The 21,057-nt window shown below is 68.9% G+C and carries 24 protein-coding genes and 1 pseudogene; 12 read left to right on the forward strand and 13 right to left on the reverse strand.

Annotation, left to right across the window (positions count from 1 at the left end; all coding sequences use genetic code 11):
- Positions 1-34 precede the first annotated feature (34 nt).
- Complete coding sequence (locus PARJ55_RS0102165; protein ID WP_028711494.1) at positions 35-1,192, reverse strand: type III PLP-dependent enzyme; 1,158 nt, start codon at positions 1,190-1,192, stop codon at positions 35-37.
- A gap of 138 nt (positions 1,193-1,330) precedes the next feature.
- Here PARJ55_RS0102165 and PARJ55_RS0102170 point away from each other — a divergent pair, with 138 nt between their 5' ends.
- Positions 1,331-1,762, forward strand: coding sequence for an Lrp/AsnC family transcriptional regulator (locus PARJ55_RS0102170; protein ID WP_028711495.1), 432 nt, complete (start codon positions 1,331-1,333; stop codon positions 1,760-1,762).
- On the opposite strand, the gene rsmD is transcribed toward PARJ55_RS0102170, so the two are convergent.
- Together rsmD and PARJ55_RS0102180 are read right to left on the reverse strand one after the other, a co-directional pair.
- On the reverse strand, positions 1,729-2,325 hold the full coding sequence (rsmD, locus tag PARJ55_RS0102175; RefSeq protein ID WP_028711496.1) for a 16S rRNA (guanine(966)-N(2))-methyltransferase RsmD: 597 nt from the start codon (positions 2,323-2,325) through the stop codon (positions 1,729-1,731). The two genes, PARJ55_RS0102170 and rsmD, sit on opposite strands and share 34 nt — an antisense overlap.
- Entirely contained in the window at positions 2,322-3,518 is a 1,197-nt protein-coding gene (locus PARJ55_RS0102180; protein WP_028711497.1) for an NAD(P)/FAD-dependent oxidoreductase, read from the reverse strand. Before PARJ55_RS0102180 ends, rsmD begins: the two co-directional genes overlap by 4 nt.
- A gap of 79 nt (positions 3,519-3,597) precedes the next feature.
- On the opposite strand from PARJ55_RS0102180, the gene PARJ55_RS0102185 reads away from it, so the two are divergent.
- Positions 3,598-4,080: a peroxiredoxin gene (locus PARJ55_RS0102185; RefSeq protein ID WP_028711498.1), complete on the forward strand. Its 483-nt coding sequence runs from the start codon at positions 3,598-3,600 to the stop codon at positions 4,078-4,080.
- Here the strand turns inward: PARJ55_RS0102185 and PARJ55_RS0102190 are convergent.
- Positions 4,014-4,727: a helix-turn-helix domain-containing protein gene (locus tag PARJ55_RS0102190; RefSeq protein ID WP_028711499.1), complete on the reverse strand. Its 714-nt coding sequence runs from the start codon at positions 4,725-4,727 to the stop codon at positions 4,014-4,016. The genes PARJ55_RS0102185 and PARJ55_RS0102190 overlap by 67 nt on opposite strands.
- 88 nt (positions 4,728-4,815) lie before the next feature.
- On the opposite strand from PARJ55_RS0102190, the gene PARJ55_RS0102195 reads away from it, so the two are divergent.
- Genes PARJ55_RS0102195 through PARJ55_RS0102220 form a run of 6 tightly spaced genes read left to right on the forward strand, consistent with a single transcriptional unit; the run spans position 4,816 to position 11,052 of the window.
- Positions 4,816-5,172 carry a DUF1428 domain-containing protein gene (locus tag PARJ55_RS0102195; protein WP_011748611.1) on the forward strand — a complete coding sequence of 119 codons (357 nt, stop codon included), beginning with the start codon at positions 4,816-4,818 and terminating at the stop codon, positions 5,170-5,172.
- An 11-nt stretch (positions 5,173-5,183) separates the two neighbouring features.
- Positions 5,184-5,972 (forward strand): VOC family protein, encoded by a 789-nt coding sequence (locus PARJ55_RS0102200; protein ID WP_028711500.1) that lies wholly within the window; start codon positions 5,184-5,186, stop codon positions 5,970-5,972.
- Entirely contained in the window at positions 5,969-6,604 is a 636-nt protein-coding gene (locus tag PARJ55_RS0102205; protein ID WP_028711501.1) for a YceI family protein, read from the forward strand. The genes PARJ55_RS0102200 and PARJ55_RS0102205 overlap by 4 nt, the downstream gene beginning before the upstream one ends.
- Positions 6,605-6,607: 3 nt before the next feature.
- On the forward strand, positions 6,608-7,240 hold the full coding sequence (locus tag PARJ55_RS0102210; RefSeq protein ID WP_028711502.1) for a glutathione S-transferase family protein: 633 nt from the start codon (positions 6,608-6,610) through the stop codon (positions 7,238-7,240).
- Complete coding sequence (locus tag PARJ55_RS0102215) at positions 7,240-7,899, forward strand: glutathione S-transferase family protein (protein ID WP_051416131.1); 660 nt, start codon at positions 7,240-7,242, stop codon at positions 7,897-7,899. Before PARJ55_RS0102210 ends, PARJ55_RS0102215 begins: the two co-directional genes overlap by 1 nt.
- A gap of 60 nt (positions 7,900-7,959) precedes the next feature.
- Positions 7,960-11,052 carry a valine--tRNA ligase gene (locus PARJ55_RS0102220; RefSeq protein ID WP_028711504.1) on the forward strand — a complete coding sequence of 1,031 codons (3,093 nt, stop codon included), beginning with the start codon at positions 7,960-7,962 and terminating at the stop codon, positions 11,050-11,052.
- Positions 11,053-11,112: 60 nt separating this feature from the next.
- Here the strand turns inward: PARJ55_RS0102220 and PARJ55_RS0102225 are convergent, their stop codons facing one another.
- Entirely contained in the window at positions 11,113-11,799 is a 687-nt protein-coding gene (locus PARJ55_RS0102225; RefSeq protein WP_028711505.1) for a sirohydrochlorin chelatase, read from the reverse strand.
- A complete protein-coding gene (locus PARJ55_RS0102230) occupies positions 11,792-12,355 on the reverse strand; it encodes a DUF4202 domain-containing protein (RefSeq protein ID WP_028711506.1) in 564 nt (187 codons plus the stop codon). The genes PARJ55_RS0102225 and PARJ55_RS0102230 overlap by 8 nt, the downstream gene beginning before the upstream one ends.
- Before the next feature lie 88 nt (positions 12,356-12,443).
- On the opposite strand from PARJ55_RS0102230, the gene PARJ55_RS0102235 reads away from it, so the two are divergent.
- Positions 12,444-12,953, forward strand: coding sequence for an NnrU family protein (locus tag PARJ55_RS0102235; RefSeq protein WP_028711507.1), 510 nt, complete (start codon positions 12,444-12,446; stop codon positions 12,951-12,953).
- Here the strand turns inward: PARJ55_RS0102235 and PARJ55_RS0102240 are convergent.
- On the reverse strand, positions 12,937-13,956 hold the full coding sequence (locus tag PARJ55_RS0102240) for an FAD-binding oxidoreductase (protein WP_028711508.1): 1,020 nt from the start codon (positions 13,954-13,956) through the stop codon (positions 12,937-12,939). The genes PARJ55_RS0102235 and PARJ55_RS0102240 overlap by 17 nt on opposite strands.
- Before the next feature lie 46 nt (positions 13,957-14,002).
- On the opposite strand from PARJ55_RS0102240, the gene mnmD reads away from it, so the two are divergent.
- The gene (gene mnmD, locus PARJ55_RS0102245; protein ID WP_028711509.1) at positions 14,003-14,659 is read left to right on the forward strand and encodes a tRNA (5-methylaminomethyl-2-thiouridine)(34)-methyltransferase MnmD; all 657 of its coding nucleotides are present in this window, start codon (positions 14,003-14,005) and stop codon (positions 14,657-14,659) included.
- On the opposite strand, the gene PARJ55_RS0102250 is transcribed toward mnmD, so the two are convergent.
- Positions 14,656-15,372 (reverse strand): rhomboid family intramembrane serine protease, encoded by a 717-nt coding sequence (locus PARJ55_RS0102250; protein ID WP_028711510.1) that lies wholly within the window; start codon positions 15,370-15,372, stop codon positions 14,656-14,658. The genes mnmD and PARJ55_RS0102250 overlap by 4 nt on opposite strands.
- 100 nt (positions 15,373-15,472) lie before the next feature.
- On the opposite strand from PARJ55_RS0102250, the gene PARJ55_RS0102255 reads away from it, so the two are divergent.
- Complete coding sequence (locus PARJ55_RS0102255) at positions 15,473-16,741, forward strand: 4-aminobutyrate--2-oxoglutarate transaminase (RefSeq protein ID WP_028711511.1); 1,269 nt, start codon at positions 15,473-15,475, stop codon at positions 16,739-16,741.
- A gap of 292 nt (positions 16,742-17,033) precedes the next feature.
- On the opposite strand, the gene PARJ55_RS0102260 is transcribed toward PARJ55_RS0102255, so the two are convergent.
- The 5 genes and pseudogenes from PARJ55_RS0102260 to PARJ55_RS24445 form a co-directional block, all read right to left on the reverse strand.
- Positions 17,034-17,990 (reverse strand): acetyl-CoA carboxylase carboxyltransferase subunit alpha, encoded by a 957-nt coding sequence (locus PARJ55_RS0102260; protein ID WP_028711512.1) that lies wholly within the window; start codon positions 17,988-17,990, stop codon positions 17,034-17,036.
- Positions 17,991-18,058: 68 nt separating this feature from the next.
- A complete protein-coding gene (locus tag PARJ55_RS0102265) occupies positions 18,059-18,499 on the reverse strand; it encodes a molybdenum cofactor biosynthesis protein MoaE (RefSeq protein WP_028711513.1) in 441 nt (146 codons plus the stop codon).
- Position 18,500: 1 nt separating this feature from the next.
- On the reverse strand, positions 18,501-18,752 hold the full coding sequence (gene moaD / locus PARJ55_RS0102270; RefSeq protein ID WP_028711514.1) for a molybdopterin converting factor subunit 1: 252 nt from the start codon (positions 18,750-18,752) through the stop codon (positions 18,501-18,503).
- Entirely contained in the window at positions 18,742-19,371 is a 630-nt protein-coding gene (gene pgsA, locus PARJ55_RS0102275; protein ID WP_028711515.1) for a CDP-diacylglycerol--glycerol-3-phosphate 3-phosphatidyltransferase, read from the reverse strand. Before pgsA ends, moaD begins: the two co-directional genes overlap by 11 nt.
- A gap of 95 nt (positions 19,372-19,466) precedes the next feature.
- Positions 19,467-19,586 (reverse strand): annotated as a pseudogene (locus PARJ55_RS24445) (MerR family transcriptional regulator); the annotation flags it as partial.
- 534 nt (positions 19,587-20,120) lie between these two features.
- Between PARJ55_RS24445 and PARJ55_RS0102280 the strand changes: the two are divergent.
- On the forward strand, positions 20,121-21,050 hold the full coding sequence (locus tag PARJ55_RS0102280; RefSeq protein WP_028711516.1) for a TauD/TfdA family dioxygenase: 930 nt from the start codon (positions 20,121-20,123) through the stop codon (positions 21,048-21,050).
- Positions 21,051-21,057: the final 7 nt, after the last annotated feature.

The following is a 21,057-nucleotide window of genomic DNA, read 5'->3' on the forward strand; positions in this document are numbered from 1 at the left end:
CGCTAGCACGGAAAAGCGAAGCGTCGATTAATGCCTATTCAAGCGCGTTCACGGTCAGGTGTGCCATCAGCCCGAAGCCGTTGAAGCGGGTGTTGGTGACGGTCGAATAGGCGCCGGCGCCGTGGAAGACGACATAGTCGCCTTCCCGGATATTGGCGGGCAAAGTCAGCTCGCCCGGCAGACGGTCCACCGAATCGCAGGTCGGGCCGAAGATGATGCGGGGCATCGGCTCGTCCTCGCGCGGGGTGCCCTCGGGGGTCAGCACCTGCAGCCGGTCGAGATTGCCGACGATGGGCAGTTCGAACAGCCCGCCATAGACGCCGTCGTTCAGGAACACGTTCTGGCCGTCGCGCACCGCCTTGACGCGGGTGATCAGCGAAAAGGCATCGGCGCAAAGCCCGCGGCCGGGCTCGCAGACCAGCTGCGGCGCCTCGGGACCGAAGGCCTCGTCGGTCACGCGGCGGATCAGCGCGAAGATCGCGGCCAGGTCGGGCTCGACCCCGGTCACGCGATGCGAGGGGAAGCCGCCGCCGACGTTCAGCCGCCGCGCCTTGACGCCCGCCATGGCGCAGATCTCGGCCGCGGTGGTGATATAGCTTTCCCAGGCATGCGGATCGGTGCATTGCGTGCCCGGGTGGAAGGTCAGCGAAGGGATGTAGCCGCGATCCGCCACCGCGCGCAGCAGTTCCGCCGCCAGTTCCGGCGTGGCCCCGAATTTCGAGCCGAAGTCATAGGCCGCGCCCAGCACCGGCAGCTTGAAGCGCGGCGAGATCTCGCAATTCTCGGCCGGCACGCGGGCGAAAAGCTTGTCCAGCTCCGAGCGGCTGTCCACCGACCAGGACTTGATCCCTGCCTCGACCGCATGGACGATCTCGGCCTGCGAGCGCACGGGGTTGTGGTAATGGCGCGCCGCATCCGGGGCCAGCCGGCCGATCAGGTCGATCTCATAGGGCGAGGCCACGTCGAAACCCTTGATCCCGGCAGCGGAAAGCGTGCGGATCACCGCCTCGTCCGGGTTCGACTTGACCGCATAGGTCACGAGGCCGGGAAAGCCTTGCAGGAACCGCTGCGCCGTGGCGCGCAGGACCGAGGGGGCAAAGACCATCACCGGATTTTCCGGGCTCAGCCTGCGGATGATCTCGGCGGGATTGTTCCAGACGGTCTTGGGGCCGCGGCCCTCGGTCAGTCCCATCGGCATATCCTTCCTGTGCGCGTGTGGGTGGAAACAAGTCTGCGCCCTATGGGTTCCGATTGCTGCAATGAAAAGGGTGGAAATGGGCCGCAGCTTCGTTAATATGACGAAAGTTTCGGCAAATCGACGGGTGGCCAGGTGGACGAACTTGATCGCGGCATTCTGGCCCATCTGGCGCAGGACGCGCGCATGTCGGTCGCGGTTCTGGCGCGGCGGCTGAAGGTGGCGCGCTCGACCGTGCAGGCGCGGCTGGAGCGGCTGGAAACCTCGGGCGCCATTGCCGGTTACACCCTGCGGCTGGGCGATTCCGCGCGCGAGCATCGCATCCGCGCCACCTGCATGCTGACCATCGAACCCCGCGCCCAGGCCGCGATCCTGGCCCGGCTGCGCAGCCTGCCCGAGGTCGAGCGCATCCATACCACCAGCGGCCGCGTCGATCTTTTGCTGCAACTGGCCGCCATATCGACCAGCCAGCTGGACGATGTGCTGGATCAGATCGGCGGATTGACCGGCGTGCGCTCCAGCGAGAGCCTGATTCACCTGTCCACGAAGCTGGATCGCGCCACCTGATCGTGTCCCGCGCGCAACAATGTGACAAACGTGTCGCCGTATTTGCGCTGGTCGATCCGTTCCAGCCCCGCGACCGGGCCGGGCGGGGCCGATTCCTCCCAGACCACCATGCCGCCCGGGGCGATCCAGCCGCCGGCCAGCGCCGATTCCAGCGCGCGCTCGCCCAACCCCTTGCCATAGGGCGGGTCCAGGAACACCAGCCCATAGGGCGCGCCGCGATTCTCGCCCAGGCTTGTCGCGTCGCGGCGCCAGACATCGGTCACCCCCATGGCGCGGGCCTTCTCGATATTCGTGCGCAGCAGCCCGCGCGCCACCACGCCGTCATCGACGAAGGCCACGCGGGCCGCGCCGCGCGACAGCGCCTCCAGCCCCAGCGCGCCGGTGCCGGCGAACAGGTCCAGCACCCGCGCGCCGGGGATCGGATTGCCATGCGTGCCGTTGATGAGCAGGTTGAAGATCGACTCGCGCACCCGGTCGGTGGTCGGACGCAGATGCGCCGCCGGATCGCCGGCGCCGATCTCGGCCAGTTTCAGCCCGCGCAGGGTGCCGCCCACGATTCTCATGCCATCAGCGCCTTCAACTCGACCGCCTCGGCCACGGCCCCGGGGCTGGGCGAGCGGCCGCCCTCGATCAGCCGCTTGCCGATCATATAGGCGCGGGCGTCGTTCAGCGCGTCCACGGCGATCAGCCGGCCGTCGCGGAAATACCAGACCGAGCCGCCATTCGCCGCCGGCCGCGTCACCACCCGGTCGTAACCCAGGTTCAGCCCGGCGATCTGCAATTTCGCGTCGAACTGGTCCGACCAGAACCACGGCTTCGGCACATAGGCGACGTTCGCGCCCAGCATATTCGCCGCCACCGCCTCGGCCATGTCGATGGCATTGCCGACGCTTTCCAGCCGCAGCCTTCCCCCCGCTGCCGGAAAGCTGGCGCAATCGCCCGCCGCCCAGATCGCCGGGTCCGAGCTGCGGCCAAGCGCATCGGTGGCGATGCCGTTGTCGATGGCCAGCCCCGCCGCCTCGGCCAGCGACGTCTCGGGCGCGATGCCGATGCCGCAGATCACCAGATCGGCCGGCAGGCGGCGGCCGTCGGCCAGTTCGACCCCGTCCGCGGCCGTGTCGCCGGTGATGCGGGCGATGCCGGTGCCCTCGACGATTTCGACGCCATGGGCGCGGTGCAGGGCGCGGATCATCTCCGCGGTTTCGGGCGCGGCGACGCGGCCCAGGATGCGCGGCGCCGCCTCGACCAGCGTCACCTCCAGCCCCAGCTTGCGGGCCACCGCGGCGGCCTCCAGCCCGATATAACCGCCGCCGATCACCACCAGACGGCGCCCGGCGACCAGCGCCGGCCGCAGCCCCGCGATGTCGGCCAGGTTGCGCACCACATGCACGCCGGGCAGGTCGCCGCCCATCGCGGCGGGCAGGCGGCGCGGCGCGGCGCCCAGCGTCAGGGCCAGCTGGTCATAGGGATGCTCGCCGCGATCCGTCACCACCGCGCGACGGTCGCGGTCGATGCGCGTCGCGCGCTCGCCCAGATGCAGGGCGATTCCCTGCTCCTCCCACCAGTCCGCGGTGCGCAGCGTCAGCCGGTCCAGCCCCATCTGCCCCAGCAGATAGGCCTTGGACAGCGGCGGGCGCTGATAGGGCGGCGCGGGCTCGTCGCCGATGACGGCGATGCCGCCCTCGTGCCCCAGCGCGCGCAGTTTCGCCGCCAGAGAGGCCGCCGCCTGTCCCGCGCCAAGGATCACGATGTTCATTCTTCGCCCTCGCTGGTTTGCCTGCGGCGCAGAGCCTATAGTCGCCCCCGGAACGATGCAATTGACGGAGGAACCGCGCATGTCCATCTCGAAAGGCGACAAGCTGCCCGAAGGCAAGCTGCTGAAACCGGGCGCCAACGGCCCCGAGGAAGTGGCCGCCGCCGATCTGGCCAAGGGCCGCGTGGCGATCTTTGCCGTGCCGGGCGCCTATACGCCGACCTGCACCAATGCCCATATGCCCAGCTTCGTGAAGAACGCCGACAAGTTCCGCGACAAGGGCGTGTCGCGCGTGGTCTGCATCACGGTGAACGATCCCTTCGTCGCCGGGAAATGGGCCGCGGATACCGGCGCGACCGATGCCGGGATCGAGGTGCTGGCCGATGCCGATGGCAGCTTCACCAAGGCGCTGGGGATGAACATCGAGGGCGCGGGCTGGGTCAACGGCCGCTCGAAACGCTATGCCATGCTGGTCAATGACGGCACGGTGGAGGAGCTTCAGGTCGAGGAAACGCCCGGCGCCTGCTCGGTCTCCTCGGGCGATTCGCTCCTGGACCTCGTCTGAGTCGCCAGGCGGAACAGCGCCGTGAACTGCTGCGCGGCGCTGCGGTCGCCGCGCAGCGCGATCAGCCCGGCCGAGGCCAGCGCCACCGGCCCCGGCCCATAGACCGCCGCCGCCAGCGCATTGCCCGAACCCTCCAGCACGAAATCCGCCGCCGGCGCCCGCGCCGCCCGGACCTGCGGCATCCCGTCCGCGGAAAGCGTGACCTCGAACCCCTCCTTGCCCGAAACGAAGCCGGCGCGCAGCGGTGACCCGGCGGCGGCCGCGCTGTCCACCGTGGCCGAGATCGAGATCATCAGCGCGGAAAGGCTGATGAATTTCCGCGGATCGTGCCCCGGCATCACCAGCGCCCAGCGGCACAGCTCGCGCAGCACCGGATGCAGCGCCCGGCCGGCCTCGGTCAGCGCGTAGACCCCCAGCACATCGTCATGCGTCACCACCCCCGCCTGCACCAGCTGGGTCAGGCGCTGGGTCAGGACGCTGGCCGTGACGCCGGGAAGCCCGGCGCGGATCATCTGGAAGCGTTTGGGCGCGAACATCAGTTCGCGCACCACCAGAAGCGCCCAGCGGTCGCCGATGAAATTCAGCGCATGGGCGCCAAGGCACCCTTCTTCATAGCGCAGTCGCGAGATCTTGCCAGTGTCAGTCATATTTCGATATTAACAGTTGCTTTTTCATACTGCAACTGTCAGCCTGCGACTCATTGGCGCATGCCGCGCCCGATGAGGAGGAAGAGACATGACCTACTACTCCGGTTTCCTGCTGCCGGTTCCGACGGCGAACAAGCAGAAATACATCGACATGGCCCAGGGGGCCTGGTCCATGTTCAAGCGTTACGGTGCGCTGCGCATGGTCGAGGCATGGGGGGTGGACGTGCCCCGCGGCAAGGTCAACGATTTCTACATGTCCACCCAGGCCAAGGACGACGAGACCGTGGTGTTTTCCTGGATCGAATGGCCCGACAAGGCGACCGCGGATGCGGGCTTCGAGAAGATGATGTCCGACCCCGAGATGCAGGGGCCGCCCGAGATGCCCTTCGACGGCATGCGGATGATGTGGGGCGGCTTCGAGCCCATCGTGGACGAGAAAGCCTGAAGGGGGCGGCCATGTATCGCGGCAAACCCTGCTGGTTCGAGCTCTCCACCGCAAGGGGCGGGCTCGACGCGGCCGGGACCTTTTATGAGAAGGTGCTCGGCTGGACGACCGCCGATTCCGGGATGGAGGGTTTTACCTATCACCTGGCCAGCCATGGCGGCGACATGATCGCCGGGCTGATGGAGATGCCCGAGGACTGCGCCGACGTGCCGCCCTTCTGGATGATCTATTTCGACGTGGACGATGCCGATGCCACGGCGGCCAAGATCAAAACGCTGGGCGGCTCGGTCTTCCGCGAGCCGGCCGACATTCCCGGCACCGGGCGGTTCGCCGTCGTCACCGACCCGCAGGGCGCCACCTTCGGCATCCTGCAGCCGGCGCCGATGGACCCCCAGCCCCCTGTCGAATCCGGGGCCTGGAACCAGGGCAAGGAAAGCCGCGGCAACTGGATCGAGCTGATGTCGACCGATCCCGGCGCGGGCTTCGACTTCTATGCCGAGCTGTTCGGCTGGACAAAGTCCACCGCCATGGACATGGGCGAGATGGGCACCTACCAGCTGTTCGCCTGGCAGGGCACCGATATCGGCGGCATGATGGGCCTGGGCAATGCGCCGGTGCCCTGCTGGCTGCCCTATTTCGGCGTGAACGGCGTCGATGCCGCCATCGCCCGCATCCGCGACGGCGGCGGCGAGGTGCTGCACGGCCCGGTCGAGGTGCCCGGTCCGGCCTTCATCGCGGTGGCGCGCGACCCGCAGGGCGCGCATTTCGCCGTGGTCGGGCCCAAGGACGAAACGCCATGATCCGCGCATCCCTGATCGCGCTCGCCCTCTGGGCCGCACCCGCTGCGGCCCAGGAGGTGACGCCAGAGAGCATCCCGCGCGGCCAGCAGGACTTTCATGCCGCAGCCGCCGGGGCCTATCGCCTGGACCCGGCGCATTCGGCGGTGCAGGCCCGCGTGCCGCATATGGGCTTTTCGGTCAGCGTCTTCCGCTTCGGCACCGTCTCGGGCCAGCTCGACTGGAACCCGGACGACCCGGCGCAAAGCCGGCTGGAAGCCGAGGTCGAGATCGCCTCGGTCATGACCCCGGTCGCGGGCTTTGCCGAGATCCTGACCGGCCCGGACTATCTGGACAGCGCGGCGAACCCCACCGCGCGCTTCACCGCTGACAGCTTCACGGCGGAAAGCCCGACCAAGGGCACGGTTTCGGGCCAGCTGACCCTGCTGGGCAAGACCCAGCCCGCGACATTCGAGGTGACGCTGATCGGCGCGGGCAAGGGCTATACCGGCGACGAAGCCGGCAATCCGATCATCCGCGACCTGATCGGCATCCACGCCCGGACCGAGATCGACCCGCAGGCCCATGGCATGAACGAATTCTTCACCGATCCGATCACCATCGAAATCGACGCCGAGTTCGCCCGGCAGGAGTAAGCCATGACAATCGTGATCACGACCTATGACTGGGTGCCGCCCTTTGCCGTCGGCTATGTCCGCGACCTGCGCATCCGCTGGGCCTGCGAGGAAGCCGGCCTGCCCTACGAGATCGAGACCACCAGCGTGCGCGAAAAGACGCCGCAGCATTTCGCCCGCCAACCCTTCGGGCAGGTGCCGATCCTGCGGGACGGCGAACTGTCGCTGTTCGAAAGCGGCGCCATCCTGCTCTATCTCGGCGAACGCTCCGAGGCGCTGATGCCGCGCGAGGCCGCCGCGCGGGCCGAAACGCAGCAATGGCTGGTCGCCGCGCTCAACAGCCTTGAACCGGCGGTGATGGCCATGGTGCTGGCGCGGATCTTCGATCAGGACGCGCGGGCCGAGGAACTGGCCCTGCCGCGCCTGCACGAGCGTCTGGGGCAGCTGGTCCCGGTGCTGGAAGGGCGGGACTTCATCGCCGCCGGCCGCTTCACCATCGCCGACCTCCTGCTGGCCGATGTGCTGCGCGTGGTGGACAGCGTGGGCGAGCTGGCCGCCCATCCGGAGCTTTCCGCCTACATGAACCGCATCACCACCCGCCCGGCCTTCCGGCGCGCCCATGCCGCGCAGCTCGCGCATTTCGCGCAGGCCGCGTGATGCTGACGCTCTATGGCCACCCGCTGTCCTCCTATACGCAGAAGGTGCTGATCGCGCTTTACGAGCTGGGGACGGATTTCGAGTTTCGCCATATCGACCTGGGTGACGAGGGCGACCGGGCGCTGATGCTCTCGGTCGAGCCGATGGGCCGGATGCCGGCGCTGCGCGAGGGCGATCTGGTGCTGTCGCAAAGCTCGCTGATGATCGAATGGCTGGACCGGCACCATCCCGGGCCGCAGCGCCTGCTGGACCCCGACCCCGACGCCTCGCTGCCGGCGCGGCAATGGGACCGCTTCCTGGATTTCCAGGTGATGCAGATGATGCAGCAGATCGTCGATGCCCGCATCTTCATGGCCGAAGGGGCCGAGGAACGGGTCGCGCCCTTTGCCCGCGGCAAGCTGGACCTGGCCTATGCCGCGCTCGACCGCCGTCTGGACGGGCGCGACTGGATCGCGGGCGGCTTCGGCCTGGCGGATTGCGCCGCCATGCCGGCGCTGTTCTATGCCGGCGCCATCCATCCCTTCGCGGATCATCCGCGCCTGACCGGGTATTTCGAGCGGCTGGTGGCGCGGCCCTCGGTCCAGCGGGTGATCGAGGGCGCGCGGCCCTTCTATGGCTGGTTCCCGTTCAAGGACGGGATCGCGGCGCGGTTTCTCTAGCGCCTCTTGGCCTTTCGCCGTGGTTTCGCTATCCCCTTTTCGATTCGAGGGGTAAGCGACATGGCCATGGACAAGAATTTCGACGCCGGGACCGCCGAGGCGCGGATCGCGCGGGAATGGGCGGCAAGCAATGCCTTCGCCGCGGGCGCCAATGCGAAACCGGGGGCGGAAAGCTTCTCGGTGGTGATCCCGCCCCCGAACGTGACCGGCAGCCTGCATATCGGCCACGCGCTGAACAACACGCTGCAGGACATCCTGGTGCGCTGGCACCGGATGCGCGGCTTTGACACGCTCTGGCAGCCGGGGCAGGATCATGCCGGCATCGCCACGCAGATGGTGGTCGAGCGCCGCATGGCCGAGCGGCAGGAACCGAACCGCCGCGAGATCGGGCGCGAAGCCTTCCTGCAGAAGGTCTGGGCCTGGAAGCAGGAATCCGGCCATACCATCGTCGAGCAGCTGAAACGCCTGGGCGCTTCCTGCGACTGGTCCAGGAATGCCTTCACCATGTCCGGCGCCCCCGGCGCCCCCGCGGGCGAAGAGGGCAATTTCCACGATGCCGTCATCAAGGTCTTCGTGGACATGTATGAGAAGGGCCTGATCTATCGCGGCAAACGGCTGGTCAACTGGGACCCGCATTTCGAGACCGCGATTTCCGACCTCGAGGTCGAGAACCGTGAGGTGCCCGGCCATATGTGGCATTTCAAATATCCGCTGGCCGGCGGCGAGACCTATGAATATGTCGAGCGCGACGCCGACGGCAACGTCACCCTGCGCGAGATGCGGGACTATATCAGCATCGCCACCACCCGGCCCGAAACCATGCTGGGCGACGGCGCGGTCGCGGTCCATCCGGACGACGCCCGCTATGCCCCCATCGTCGGCAAGCTTTGCGAGATCCCGGTCGGACCCAAGGAACACCGCCGCCTGATCCCGATCATCACCGACGAATATCCCGACCCGGATTTCGGCTCGGGTGCGGTCAAGATCACCGGCGCGCATGACTTCAACGACTATGCCGTCGCCATGCGCAACGGCATCCCGCTTTACGCGCTGATGGACGGCAAGGGCCAGATGCGCGCCGACGGGCTGAGCTACGAGGAAAGCGCCGAGATCGCCACCCGCGCGGCACGGGGCGAGGATGTGGGCGACGTCTCGAACGTGAACCTGGTGCCCGAGGAATTGCGCGGCCTCGACCGCTACGAGGCGCGGGCGCGGGTGGTCGAGGCGATCACCGAGGAAGGGCTGGCCGTCACCTATCTGCACAAGTCCATCGACAAGGAGACCGGCGCCGAGCATCTGGAACGCCGGCCGCTGGTCGATGCCAAGCCGATCATGCAGCCGTTCGGCGACCGCTCGGGCGTGGTGATCGAGCCGATGCTGACCGACCAGTGGTTCGTGGACACCGCCAAGATCGTCGGCCCGGCGCTGGAGGCGGTGCGCTCGGGCCAGACCCGCATCCTGCCCGAGCAGCATGAAAAGGTCTATTTCCACTGGCTGGAGAATATCGAGCCCTGGACCATCAGCCGGCAGCTGTGGTGGGGCCACCAGATCCCGGTCTGGTACGGGCTCGACCTGCGGCTGGAGGGCCAGGTCGAGGACGACCATGACGGCGTGCTGGACGAGGTCGAGATCTTCGCCCTGCTGGAAGAAGGGCTGGTGCATCGCGACGAGATCCACCACGCCGCCCCGAGCTTTGCCGAGGTGGCCGAACAGTTCCGCGATTCCATCGCCGAACTGCCGGTGCCGCTGGAAATGGCCCGGGTGGTCGAGGTCGCCGACCGCGAGGCGGCGGTGGATGCCTTCGCCCAGGGGCTGGCCGATTACAACCTGACCCAGGACCCGACGAAGCTGGTCTATCCGGTCTGGCGCGACCCGGATGTGCTGGACACCTGGTTTTCCTCGGGGCTCTGGCCCATCGGCACGCTGGGCTGGCCCGAGGATACGGCCGAGCTGCGCAGGTATTTCCCGACCTCGGTGCTGGTGACCGGCTTCGACATCATCTTCTTCTGGGTGGCCCGGATGATGATGATGCAGCTGGCCGTGGTCGGGCAGGTGCCGTTCCGCACCGTCTATGTGCATGGGCTGGTGCGCGACGAAAAGGGCGCCAAGATGTCGAAGTCGAAAGGCAACGTCATCGACCCGCTGACCCTGATCGACGAATACGGCGCCGACGCGCTGCGCTTTACCCTGACCAGCATGGCCGCCATGGGCCGCGACCCCAAGCTGGGGCCGAAGCATGTCGAGGCGAACCGCAATTTCGTCACCAAGATCTGGAACGCCACCCGCTTTGCCGAGATGAACGGCGTGCGCGGCGGCGTGGCGCGGCCCCAGCCGCGGCATGTGGTGAACCGCTGGATCATCGGCGAGGTCGCCCGCATCCGGCAGGCCACCGACGAGGCGCTGGAAACGTTCCGCTTCAACGACGCCGCGACCGGGCTTTACGCCTTCGTCTGGGGCAAGGTCTGCGACTGGTATGTCGAGTTCTCCAAGCCCCTGTTCGACGGCGAATATGGCGAGGAAACCCGGGCCACCATGGGCTGGGTGCTGGACCAGTGCTACACGATGCTGCACCCGATCATGCCCTTCGTGACCGAGGAGCTTTGGGCACTGACCGGGGATCGCCAGCGGATGCTGGTGCATGGCGACTGGCCGGAATACGGGCCCGAGCTGATCGACGCCGAGGCCGACCGGCAGATGAACTGGGTGATCCAGCTCATCGAGGCCATCCGCTCGGCCCGCGCCCAGATCGGCGTGCCGGCCGGCGCCCGTCCCGACCTGATCGTGACCGAGGCCGACGATGCGGCGCGGGCGGCACTGGCCGCCAACGCGCCGCTGATCGAGCGGCTGGCGCGGGTGAACGCGCCTGCCGAGGGCGCCATGGGGCCGGGCATGATCTCGGTCGCGGCACTGGGGGCGAGCTTCGCGCTGCCGGTCGGCGAGATGATCGACGTGACGGCCGAAACGGCACGGCTGGAAAAGGCGGCGGGGAAGGCCGAGAAGGACGCCTCGGGCCTGCGCGGGCGGCTGGGCAATCCGAAATTCGTCGAGAATGCCGAGCCCGAGGTGATCGAGGAGACGCGCGAGAAGCTTGCCGCGCTGGAGGACGACCTGGCGCGAATCCGCGCGGCGCTGGCGCAGCTGGCGGCGATGTGATCCCTGGCTTTTGCGCCGTGCCGGTGGCGCGGTCGCAGGGTATTTGAGAAACAGAGAAGATCAGGGCCGCTCGGACAGGGCGGCCTTAATGCTTTCGGCGATCATCGCCGGAACCTCCGGCGCGAGGCCCACCGGGGGCAGGAGGAGGCCGCGAAAGCCTGCATCGGCCAGCGCCGCGGGCAGGTCGTCGGTGACGTGGTCCGCCCGGGTGGCGAAAAGCGGCAGGCAGATCGCCTGCGCGGGCAGGTCGCGGGCGGCCTCGGCGATGAAGGGCGCTTCCTCGATGAAGCCGCAACTTGTCGCGGCGGCATGGGGGGCGAGGGCGGCGGCCATCTCGCGCGCCGCTTCGGAGGGTGCGCGCGAACGGCCCGAGCCATGGGCGGCGATCAGCAGATGGGTTTCGGCCAGCCGCCAGCCTTGCGCCTCGGCCGCCTTGACGACCAGCGCGAGGCAGAGCGCGGGCAGGCGCGGATCGCTGCCGAAGGGCGGCAAGATGCGGGCATTCGGCGCGCCGGCCAGCCGCAGGCGGCGGGGCAATTCGCTGCGGGTGAACCAGCCCGATGCCATGAACAGCGGATAGATCAGCGTCTCGTCATCGGCGCGGTCCAGCGCGCCGGGCATGGCCAGCGTCGCGCCCCTGACCTGCGCAGCGGGGACATGGATGCGGGCGGCCAGCGCCTCGATGGCCTGCTGCTGCGGGGCGGGGTCGCCGGGCTGGCCATGGGCGACGATAAGGACGTTACGCACGGAAGGCAGCGGCGAAGGGCTCGGGGATGGCGAATTCCTGCAGCGCCCGGGCGCGGGCCATGGCGGACATCTTGCGCGCGGTCTTTTCCACGATGCGCTGCAGCTCGTCCGGGTCGCGGCCTTCGGCAAAGGGCCCCATATACCAGCGGATGAAGGTGAAGCAGGCCACGTCTTCCAGCGCCTGCACCTCGCCGTCGCGCTTGATGCCCTGCTTGGTCAGCATCTTCCCGGCTGCCGCGATGTCCTCGTCGCCATAGCCGGCATCGCGCATGATGCCGGCGATGCGGGCGGCGTGGCGGCGGCCCTGTTCGGTGCGCCAGGCCAGATAGCCGGCGCGGTCCATCGGATAGGCGTCGCGGGGCAGCAGGAAACGCTCGACATGCTGGCCGCGGCAGGCGATGCGCAGGGGCTCGGAGGCGTCGGGATAGAGCGCCTGCTGTTCGGCCGTCATGCGCTGGCCGTAGAGCAGCGCCTCGGGCCGGCCCTCGGGGTCCAGGTGCGGATCGGCGGAATTGGCCTTGTCGATGGCGTCGAAAGCGGTCTGAAGGCGGGTCATGGCATCCTCTCTTTGCGCCATCATGCCGCAGCGGGGCGCCGCGTCAACGCGGATTGCCGCCGCGCCGGACCGGGGCTAGGCTGCCGGCATGGAATGGGGCGAATTCATCCTGGCGCTGGCGGCCTTCCTGGGCTCGCATGTGATCCCGGCGCGGTTCCGCGAGCCGCTGGTCGCAGCGCTGGGGCGGCGGGGCTATGTCATCGGCTACAGCCTGCTGTCGCTGGCGCTGCTTTACTGGCTGATCCTGGCGGCGGGGGGGGCGCCCCATGTCGAGCTGTGGCCGCAATGGGGCTGGATGCGCTGGCTGGTGAATATCGCCATGCCCGTCGCGGTGCTGGCGGCGGCGGTGGGCGGCATGGCGGGGCTGATGGCAGGCTTCACGCTCTGGGGCGCGGCGCATCTGGTCGCGAATGGCGATCTGGCGCATGTGATCCTGTTCGGCCTGCTTCTGGCCTATGCGCTGTTCGGGCTGGCGGTGGGCTTGCGCCGCGGCGTGGCGCTGCGCTGGACCTGGCCGCGGCTGGCCTTGGCGGTGCTGGTCTGGCTGGCGCTGTTCCACCTGCATCCGCTGGTGATCGGGGTCAGTCCCCGGCCTTAGGCTCGGGCACCCTGAAGCCCTCGGGGATGCGGTCGCGCCCGTCGAGGATCAGGTCCGCCAGCAGGACCGCGCAGGCCGGCGCCATGGCCAGGCCGATCTTGAAGCCGCCATTCGCGACGTAATGGCCCGGCCGTCCGGGCCATGGTCCGACCAGCGGCGCACGAGAGCGGGCGCGCGGCCGGATGCCGGCCCAGCGGTCCACGACCGGCGCATCGCCAAGCGCCGGGCAAAGCGCGCGCGCCTTGTCGATCAGCGCCTCCAGCTGCGCGTCGGTGCCGGTGTGCATGGCGTCGCGTTCCGAAGTCGAGCCGATGGCCACCGTGCCGTCGGCATGGGGCACGACATGGATCCCGTCGGCAAAGACCTGCGGCGCGTCGGGGGCGGCGAAAGCCAGCAGCGCCGACTGGCCCTTGACGCCGCTGCCGCCGAAGGGCGCAAGCCCCGCGACGCCGGTGGCCCAGATCGCCGGAGCATCGGGGGCAGGCCGCCCCTCGGCGATCTCGCCCCCCCGGGCGCGGATGGCGGCGGCCAGCGCGGCGCCGGCCCGGCGCGGGCTGATCCGCGCCGTCAGCCGGTCCACCAGCCACAGGCCCGAGGGCGAGGCCGGCACCAGCGCCCCCTGCGGCTTGTCGGTCAGTTCCATCCCGGCCCAGGCGGGCCAATGCGCGCGGGCGGCGGCGATGCGCTCGGCCAGGCGCGGCGCGGCCCCTTCGGGCACCGGCTGGATGCGGCCATGGCGGGCATAGCCGGGGTCGATGCCGCCCGCCGCCGCCACCTCGGCCCACCAACCGGCCGCCGCGACCAGCGCCTCCAGCTGCACCTGCTTCTTGGCGTTCCAGTTTTCCGGCGCATGCGGGGCCAGCGCGCCGACATGCCCGCCCGAGGCGCCGGCGCCGATCCGCGCGGCCTCGAACACCCGCACGCGGGCGCCGCGCCGCGCCAGCTCCCATGCGCAGGAAAGGCCGAAGATGCCCGCGCCCGCCACCGTGATTTCGCTTGCCATTCCGCCGCCCCTTGCCGCATCTGCCTGCAAAAAGGAGTTAGCGCGGATGGATGAGCGCGACCAGAGCAGCGCCGACCTGGACTGGCGCGAGGGGGCGATTCCGGTCTCGCGCCGTTTCGACGATCCCTATTTCAGCCTGAACGGCGGGCTGGACGAGACGCGGCATGTCTTCCTGGCCGGCAACGACCTGCCGGCGCGGCTGCGGCCCGGCTTCCATGTGGCGGAACTGGGCTTCGGCACCGGGCTGAACCTGCTGGCGCTGGCGCAGGTCGCCACGGTGCCGGTCCGTTTCACCAGTTTCGAGGCCTTCCCGATGGGCGTCGGGGAACTGGCCCGGGCCCATGCCGCCTTCCCCGAGCTGGCGCCGCTGGCGAAACAGCTGCGCGACGGATGGCCGCAACGCCGCCTTTCCGTGGGCCTGGTCGAGGCCGAGATCATCGAGGCCGATGCCCGCAAGGCGCTGCCCGGCTGGGACGGCCTTGCCGATGCCTGGTTCCTGGACGGGTTTTCCCCCGCCAAGAACCCCGAGCTTTGGGGCGAGGCGCTGATGGCCGAAGTCGCCCGCCACACCGCGCCGGGCGGCACCTTCGCCACCTATACGGCAGCGGGCCATGTGCGCCGGGCGCTGGCGGCGGCGGGGTTCGAAGTCACGCGCGCGCCCGGTTTCGCGGGCAAGCGCCACATGAGCCGCGGCCGGCTCTAGCGCCGGACCGGCGGGATGCGCGAGGGCGCATAGGTCGGCGCATGCGGCGGGCGGCCATGGGTGCGGCGCCAGAAATCCGGCCCGCCCCGGCGCAGGAAGACCGGCACCGCCAGCACCATCCCCGCAAGGAACCCGGCGGCATGGGCGACATAGGCCACGCCGTCGTCGACCATGCCGGCGCTCGACAAGAGCTGGATGCCGAACCAGGCCAGCAGCAGCACCCAGGCCGGCATGGTGAAGCGGCGGATGATGACGATGATGATCGCGATCACGTCGACGCGGGCGCGCGGAAACATCAGCAGATAGCCGCCCATCACCCCGGCGATGGCGCCCGAGGCGCCGACCATGGGAATGTCGCTCATCGGATCGGTGGCGATCTGGCCCGCCGCCGCCGCCAGCCCGCAGGCCAGATAGAAGACCAGGAAGCCGGCATGGCCCATCTGGTCCTCGAGATTGTCGCCGAAGACCCACAGGAACAGCATGTTGCCGGCGATATGCATGATCCCGGCATGCAGGAACATATGCGTGGCCAGGCCCCAGAGCCATTCGCCATGCATGATTGCGACCGGATACAGCGCCAGCCGGTCCCACAGCCCGACCTGGCCGCCGGCCCAGGGCATGGTGACCAGGAACATGACCAGGTTCAGAAAGATCAGCCCGTTGGTCACATAGGGCGTGCGCTCGGAAGGATTATGGTCGCGGATCGGGAACATGGCCACAGCCTGAAGCATCGCATGGGCGCGCGCAAGCGGCCCTGTTCGGATCGCTGGCCCGCGTATAGCATCGGCCCCGAATCGCATCGAGGAGGGGCCGATGACCAGCCTGACCGACCGCAAGAACGCCGCCATCTCGCGCGGGGTGGGGATGACCACCCAGATCTATGCCGAGCGCGCCGAGAATGCCGAAATCTGGGACAAGGACGGCAACCGCTATATCGACTTCGCCGCCGGCATCGCCGTGGTCAATACCGGCCATCGCCATCCGCGGGTGATTGAGGCGGTCAAGGCCCAGCTCGACCGCTTCACCCATACCTGCCACCAGGTCGTGCCCTATGAGAATTACGTGGCCCTGGCCGAAAGGCTGAACCGGCTGGTGCCCGGCGAGGGACCGAAAAAGACCGCCTTCTACACCACCGGGGCCGAGGCGGTCGAAAACGCGGTCAAGATCGCCCGCCACCATACCGGCCGCGCCGGGGTGGTGGCCTTCGCCGGCGGCTTCCACGGCCGCACCTTCCTGGGCATGTCGCTGACCGGCAAGGTCCAGCCCTACAAGGCCGGATTCGGGCCGATGATGAACGATATCTGGCACCTGCCCTTTCCGAACCCGCTGCACGGCGTCACGGCCGAGGAGGCGCTGGCGGCGCTCGACCGGCTGTTCAAGGCCGATATCGACCCCTCGCGCGTCGCCGCGATCATCATCGAGCCGGTGCAGGGCGAGGGCGGCTTCTACGAGGCGCCGGCCGGCTTCATCCAGCGCCTGCGGCAGATCTGCGACCAGTATTCGATCCTGCTGATCGCCGACGAGGTGCAGACCGGCTTCGCCCGCACCGGCAAGCTGTTCGCGATGGAACACCACGGCGCGGCGGCCGACCTGACCACCATGGCCAAGGGGCTGGGGGGCGGGCTGCCGATCAGCGCCGTGACCGGCCGCGCCGAGGTGATGGACAGCCCGGCCCCCGGGGGCCTTGGCGGCACCTATGCCGGCAACCCGCTGGCCGTCGCCGCCGCCCATGCCGTTCTGGACGTGATCGAGGAGGAAGGGCTGTGCGACCGCGCCACCCGCCTCGGCCAGCGGCTGAAGCAGCGCCTGGCCGGCATCGCCGACGGGGTGCCCGAGATCGTCGACATCCGCGGTCCCGGCTTCATGAACGCCGTGGAATTCAACATCGCCGGCACCGACAGGCCCAGCCCGGATTTCGCCAACCGCGTCCGCGAAGAGGCGCTCGCCCGCAAGCTGATCCTGCTGACCTGCGGCGTCCATGGCAACGTGATCCGCTTTCTTGCGCCGCTGACCATCCAGGAAGACGTCTTCGACGAGGCGCTCGACATCCTCGAGGAGTCGATCCGGGCCGCCCGCGGCTGATCGCGCGTCTTCACCGTTTCGCAAATACTCCCGCGGCCGCGCCCAGGGGAAGCGTCGCTTGGGTATTCGGAAAACGGAAAGAACCGCCACGCAAACCGCGGCGCGCCCGGCGCTTCTTCCCGGCGCTTCTTCGCTGCACAAATACCCATGCGGCAGCGCCGGCTTGCACCGTCGCAGGGGTATTTGGGCAACAGAGAAGACGCAAAGGCCCGGATCCTGGCGCAACCGCGCCGGGCAGTGTCGTTCGTTTTTTCCGTTTCCCGAATCCCCGTGCGAGGGAGCGGCCGGGCGCTCAGCCCAGGGCCTTCGCGCCCATGTTCAGGAACTTCTGCCGCCGGTCCTTGATCAGCTCGGCGGGTTTCCTGCCGGCCAGCTCGCCCAGCATGGCGGCGATCGCCTCGCCCACCGCCGCGATGGTCTCGGCCGGCGCGCGCTGCGCGCCGCCCACCGGCTCGGAGATGATGCGGTCGATCACCTCCAGCTTCTTCAGGTCCTGCGCCGTCAGCTTCAGCGCATGCGCCGCCTCGCGCATCTTCTCGGCATCCTTCCACAGGATCGAGGCGCAGCCCTCAGGCGAGATCACCGAATAGATGGAATGTTCCAGCATGGCGATGCGGTTCGCGGTGGCGAAGGCCACGGCGCCGCCCGAGCCGCCCTCGCCGATGATGACCGAGACCAGCGGCACGCCGATCTGCAGGCATTTCTCGGTCGCGCGCGCGATGGCCTCGCTTTGCCCGCGTTCCTCGGCGCCCTTGCCGGGATAGGCGCCGGGCGTGTCGACCAGGGTGATCACCGGCAGGCGGAAGCGGTCGGCCATGTCCATCAGCCGGATCGCCTTGCGATAGCCCTCGGGCCGGGCCATGCCGAAATTGTGAAAGATCCGCGATTTGGTCTCGTTGCCCTTCTCATGGCCGATCACCACGCAGGGCTGGTCCTTGAAGCGCGCCAGCCCGCCCATCACCGCGTGGTCCTCGCCAAAGGCGCGGTCGCCGGCAAGCGGCGTGTATTCGGTGAAGAGCTGCTCGATATAGTCGCGGCAATGCGGCCGTTCCGGGTGGCGGGCGACCTGCGTCTTGCGCCAGGGATCGAGCTGCTTGTAGAGGTCGCGCAGCATCTCCTCGGCCTTGCGGTCCAGCGCCGCCGCCTCCTTCTCCAGATCGACGCCTTCGCCCTTCCGGGCCAGTGCCCGCAGTTCCTCGGCCTTGCCCTCAAGATCGGCAAGGGGCTTCTCGAACTCCAGGTAAGTCATTCAGGGCTCCGCGCTGTCATCCGGTCTGGTTGCGGTCTATATGCTTGCGGCAGTCCCGGATTGCAACGTCAGCCTTGCCACCGCGACAATGCATCCTCGTCCTCGGCGCGGGCCTCGACCCAGGCGCCGGGGCCGTCCGGGCCGATCTCGCGCTTCCAGAACGGCGCGCGGGATTTCAGCCAGTCCATCAGGTATTCCGCCGCCTGGAAGGCCGCCTCGCGATGGCGGGCCGCGGTGGCGACCATCATGATCGGTTCGCCCGCCGCCAGCCGCCCGTGGCGATGCAGGATGCGCCAGTCGTCCAGCCCGAAGCGCCGCGCCGCCTGCTCGCCATAGGCGGCCAGCGCCTTTTCGGTCATGCCGGGGTAATGCTCGATCTCCAGCGCCTGCAGCCGGCCGCCTTCGTCGCGCACCAGGCCGGTGAAGGTGACGACCGCGCCGGAGCCCGCGCCGAAACCCGCCAGTTCGGCGCCAAGGTCGAAAGGCGCGCTCTGGACCCGGGCCGACATCTCAGCCCCCGGTCATCGGCGGAAAGAAGGCGACCTCGCGCGCGCCGGAAAGCGGCGCGTCCAGATCGGCCAGCTCCTGATCGACGGCGACGCGCACCGCAGACAGATCCGCCAGCGCCGCGGCGTGCCATTCGTCCATGGCGGCAAGCTGCGCGACCAGTTCGCGCACGGTCGCGGCCTCGGTCTCGATCCGCTCGCGCGGCTGGCCGATGCGCTCGCGCAGCCAGGCGAAGTAAAGCACGTCAAGCGCCATGGTCATCCCTCAGGAAGGGCCGGGCCTTGGCGAAATAGTCCCAGCCGGTGATCGCGGTCAGCACCGCGGCGATCCAGATCAGCGCCAGCCCGGCCTGCGTCGCCAGATCCGCCCAGCTGTCGGACCAGGGCAGGCTGGTCTCGCCCACCAGGGGCGGGTGGCCGGTCTCATAATAGTTCAGGCCGGTGCCCAGGAAAAGCACGGCGATGGCCACCATCTGCGCCGTGGTCTTCCACTTGGCGAGCTTGGTGACCTTGAGCAGCCGGGCCTTGTCGCCCAGGAATTCGCGCAGGCCCGAGACGAAGACCTCGCGGAACAGGATCACCGTCGCGGGCAGGATCAGCCAGGGGTTCATGCCGGAATAGCCGGTGATGACCACCACGGCGATGATGACCATGGCCTTGTCGGCGATCGGGTCCATGGCGGCGCCGAAGCGGCTTTCCTGCCCCCAGGCCCGGGCGAGGTAGCCGTCGAACCAGTCGGTCACGGCAGCGATCAGGAACAGCGCCAGCGCCGCGAAATCGGCGAAGGGCCGGCTGAGGAAGAAAAACATCAGCGGCACCAGCGGCGCGGCCGCAAGTCGCAGAACGGTCAGGAGATTGGGCAAGGTCCAGCGCATGGCGGCAATCTAGGGCTTCGGCGCGACGGGGGGAAGAGGCGACCGGAGGCGCCGCCGCGCTCAATCCCCGGCCATGCCCTCTCTTGCGGCATGTCGTGGTCCTGGGCGCAAAGCGCGTGGTCGCCCAGAACTTCGATCACCCGGCAATCGGCGATGGTATGGCTGGCGCAATGATCCAGCATGCGCCGCAACGCGTCGCGCAGCGCGGTCAGCCGGGCTCATCGCCCAAGGCCCGATTCGGGCGGCCTGCGCCGGCGACGCCGGTCGCTGCCTGCTTCAGGAAACCCCGGACGGCCCGCGCCGCAAAAATCCGCGACAGGGCCTTGTCCGCCCGGTTCTTTCGGCCCGGAACGGGGGTGAGACGAAGCCCCGCCCCCTGTTCCCGGCAGGCCGGTCCTGCCGCGCGGCGGCCGGACCTGCCGGAAGGTCGGCGGAAATTTCATGCTGCGCAGCGGGGGTCTGCGAGCAATCGTTTCTCTTTTCCCGGAGAAGTTTGGAATCGGCGAAAGCCGCAAAGCAGCCTAAATATCTACCAACGCAGTCGTGATAAGGAGACGGACATGTCCATCCGAATGCCAGCCCCCGCCACGCGCCCCGCGATGCCGGCCATGCCCGGCATGCCGGCCGGCCCGCGCCGGTGTCGCATCCGCTGAGCCGCCCGCCCTCCTCGCACTGACAGACATGAGCCCTGACAGGAAGGCCCGGCCGGACCGGGACCGGCCCCTGCATGGCTTTGGAAAGGATTTCCCATGACACGCCACGAAACCTTCAGCCTCGCCATCCCCGCCGAGCGGGTGCATCCCGTCACCCCGCGCATCGGCGCCGAGATCCGCGGCGTCGCCCTTGCCGGCGACCTGCTGGAAGAAACCGTCCTCGCCATCGAGGCCCTGCTTCTGCGCCACAAGGTGCTGTTCTTTCGCGGGCAGACCCATCTGGACAATGCGGCGCAAGAATCCTTTGCCCGGCGCCTGGGCGCGCTGGTCCCGCATCCGACCCAGGCGGTGGTGACCGGCACGGATTCGGTGCTGGAGCTGGATTCCCGGCGCGGCGGCGGGCGCGCGGATCGCTGGCATACCGACGTGACCTTCGTCGAGGCCTATCCCAAGGCGTCGGTGCTGCGCGGGGTCGTCATCCCGCCGGTGGGCGGAGACACGATCTGGGCCAATACCGCCACCGCCTATTCCGACCTGCCCGAGCCGCTGCGCGTGCTGGCCGACGGGCTGCGCGCCGTGCATTCGAACGCCTATGACTATGCCGGGCAACGCCCCCGGGCCTCGGAGGCCGACAGGCGGCACCATGCCGAGGTCTTCGCCTCGGAGGTCTACGAGACCGAGCACCCCGTGGTCCGCATCCATCCCGAGACCGGAGAAAAGGTGCTGGTGCTGGGCAGCTTCGTGCAGCGCATCGCCGGGCTCTCGCGCGAGGAATCGCAGAAGATACTGGAGATCCTGCAATCCTATGTCACCGCGCCAGAAAACACCGTGCGCTGGCGCTGGCAGGCCGGCGACGTGGTGATCTGGGACAACCGCGCCACCCAGCATGTCGCGGTGAACGACTACGGCGATGCGCCGCGCGTCGTGCGCCGGGTGACGATCCAGGGCGACATTCCGGTCGGACCGGACGGCCGGCCCAGCACCGCCCTGACCAAGCCCCGCGCCCAAGGCCGCAGCAAGGAGTGATGACGAG

The organism is Paracoccus sp. J55 (assembly GCF_000513975.1).
GTDB lineage: Bacteria > Pseudomonadota > Alphaproteobacteria > Rhodobacterales > Rhodobacteraceae > Paracoccus.

Bases quoted from the DNA above. Each gene is read 5' to 3' on its own strand.
- PARJ55_RS0102165 (WP_028711494.1), bottom strand. From the start codon at position 1,192: ATGGGACTGACCGAGGGCCGCGGCCCCAAGACCGTCTGGAACAATCCC.
- rsmD (WP_028711496.1), bottom strand. From the start codon at position 2,325: ATGAGAATCGTGGGCGGCACCCTGCGCGGGCTGAAACTGGCCGAGATC.
- PARJ55_RS0102180 (WP_028711497.1), bottom strand. From the start codon at position 3,518: ATGAACATCGTGATCCTTGGCGCGGGACAGGCGGCGGCCTCTCTGGCG.
- PARJ55_RS0102185 (WP_028711498.1), top strand. From the start codon at position 3,598: ATGTCCATCTCGAAAGGCGACAAGCTGCCCGAAGGCAAGCTGCTGAAA.
- PARJ55_RS0102190 (WP_028711499.1), bottom strand. From the start codon at position 4,727: ATGACTGACACTGGCAAGATCTCGCGACTGCGCTATGAAGAAGGGTGC.
- PARJ55_RS0102195 (WP_011748611.1), top strand. From the start codon at position 4,816: ATGACCTACTACTCCGGTTTCCTGCTGCCGGTTCCGACGGCGAACAAG.
- PARJ55_RS0102200 (WP_028711500.1), top strand. From the start codon at position 5,184: ATGTATCGCGGCAAACCCTGCTGGTTCGAGCTCTCCACCGCAAGGGGC.
- PARJ55_RS0102205 (WP_028711501.1), top strand. From the start codon at position 5,969: ATGATCCGCGCATCCCTGATCGCGCTCGCCCTCTGGGCCGCACCCGCT.
- PARJ55_RS0102210 (WP_028711502.1), top strand. From the start codon at position 6,608: ATGACAATCGTGATCACGACCTATGACTGGGTGCCGCCCTTTGCCGTC.
- PARJ55_RS0102215 (WP_051416131.1), top strand. From the start codon at position 7,240: ATGCTGACGCTCTATGGCCACCCGCTGTCCTCCTATACGCAGAAGGTG.
- PARJ55_RS0102220 (WP_028711504.1), top strand. From the start codon at position 7,960: ATGGCCATGGACAAGAATTTCGACGCCGGGACCGCCGAGGCGCGGATC.
- PARJ55_RS0102230 (WP_028711506.1), bottom strand. From the start codon at position 12,355: ATGACCCGCCTTCAGACCGCTTTCGACGCCATCGACAAGGCCAATTCC.
- PARJ55_RS0102235 (WP_028711507.1), top strand. From the start codon at position 12,444: ATGGAATGGGGCGAATTCATCCTGGCGCTGGCGGCCTTCCTGGGCTCG.
- PARJ55_RS0102240 (WP_028711508.1), bottom strand. From the start codon at position 13,956: ATGGCAAGCGAAATCACGGTGGCGGGCGCGGGCATCTTCGGCCTTTCC.
- mnmD (WP_028711509.1), top strand. From the start codon at position 14,003: ATGGATGAGCGCGACCAGAGCAGCGCCGACCTGGACTGGCGCGAGGGG.
- PARJ55_RS0102250 (WP_028711510.1), bottom strand. From the start codon at position 15,372: ATGTTCCCGATCCGCGACCATAATCCTTCCGAGCGCACGCCCTATGTG.
- PARJ55_RS0102255 (WP_028711511.1), top strand. From the start codon at position 15,473: ATGACCAGCCTGACCGACCGCAAGAACGCCGCCATCTCGCGCGGGGTG.
- PARJ55_RS0102260 (WP_028711512.1), bottom strand. From the start codon at position 17,990: ATGACTTACCTGGAGTTCGAGAAGCCCCTTGCCGATCTTGAGGGCAAG.
- PARJ55_RS0102265 (WP_028711513.1), bottom strand. From the start codon at position 18,499: ATGTCGGCCCGGGTCCAGAGCGCGCCTTTCGACCTTGGCGCCGAACTG.
- moaD (WP_028711514.1), bottom strand. From the start codon at position 18,752: ATGGCGCTTGACGTGCTTTACTTCGCCTGGCTGCGCGAGCGCATCGGC.
- pgsA (WP_028711515.1), bottom strand. From the start codon at position 19,371: ATGCGCTGGACCTTGCCCAATCTCCTGACCGTTCTGCGACTTGCGGCC.
- PARJ55_RS0102280 (WP_028711516.1), top strand. From the start codon at position 20,121: ATGACACGCCACGAAACCTTCAGCCTCGCCATCCCCGCCGAGCGGGTG.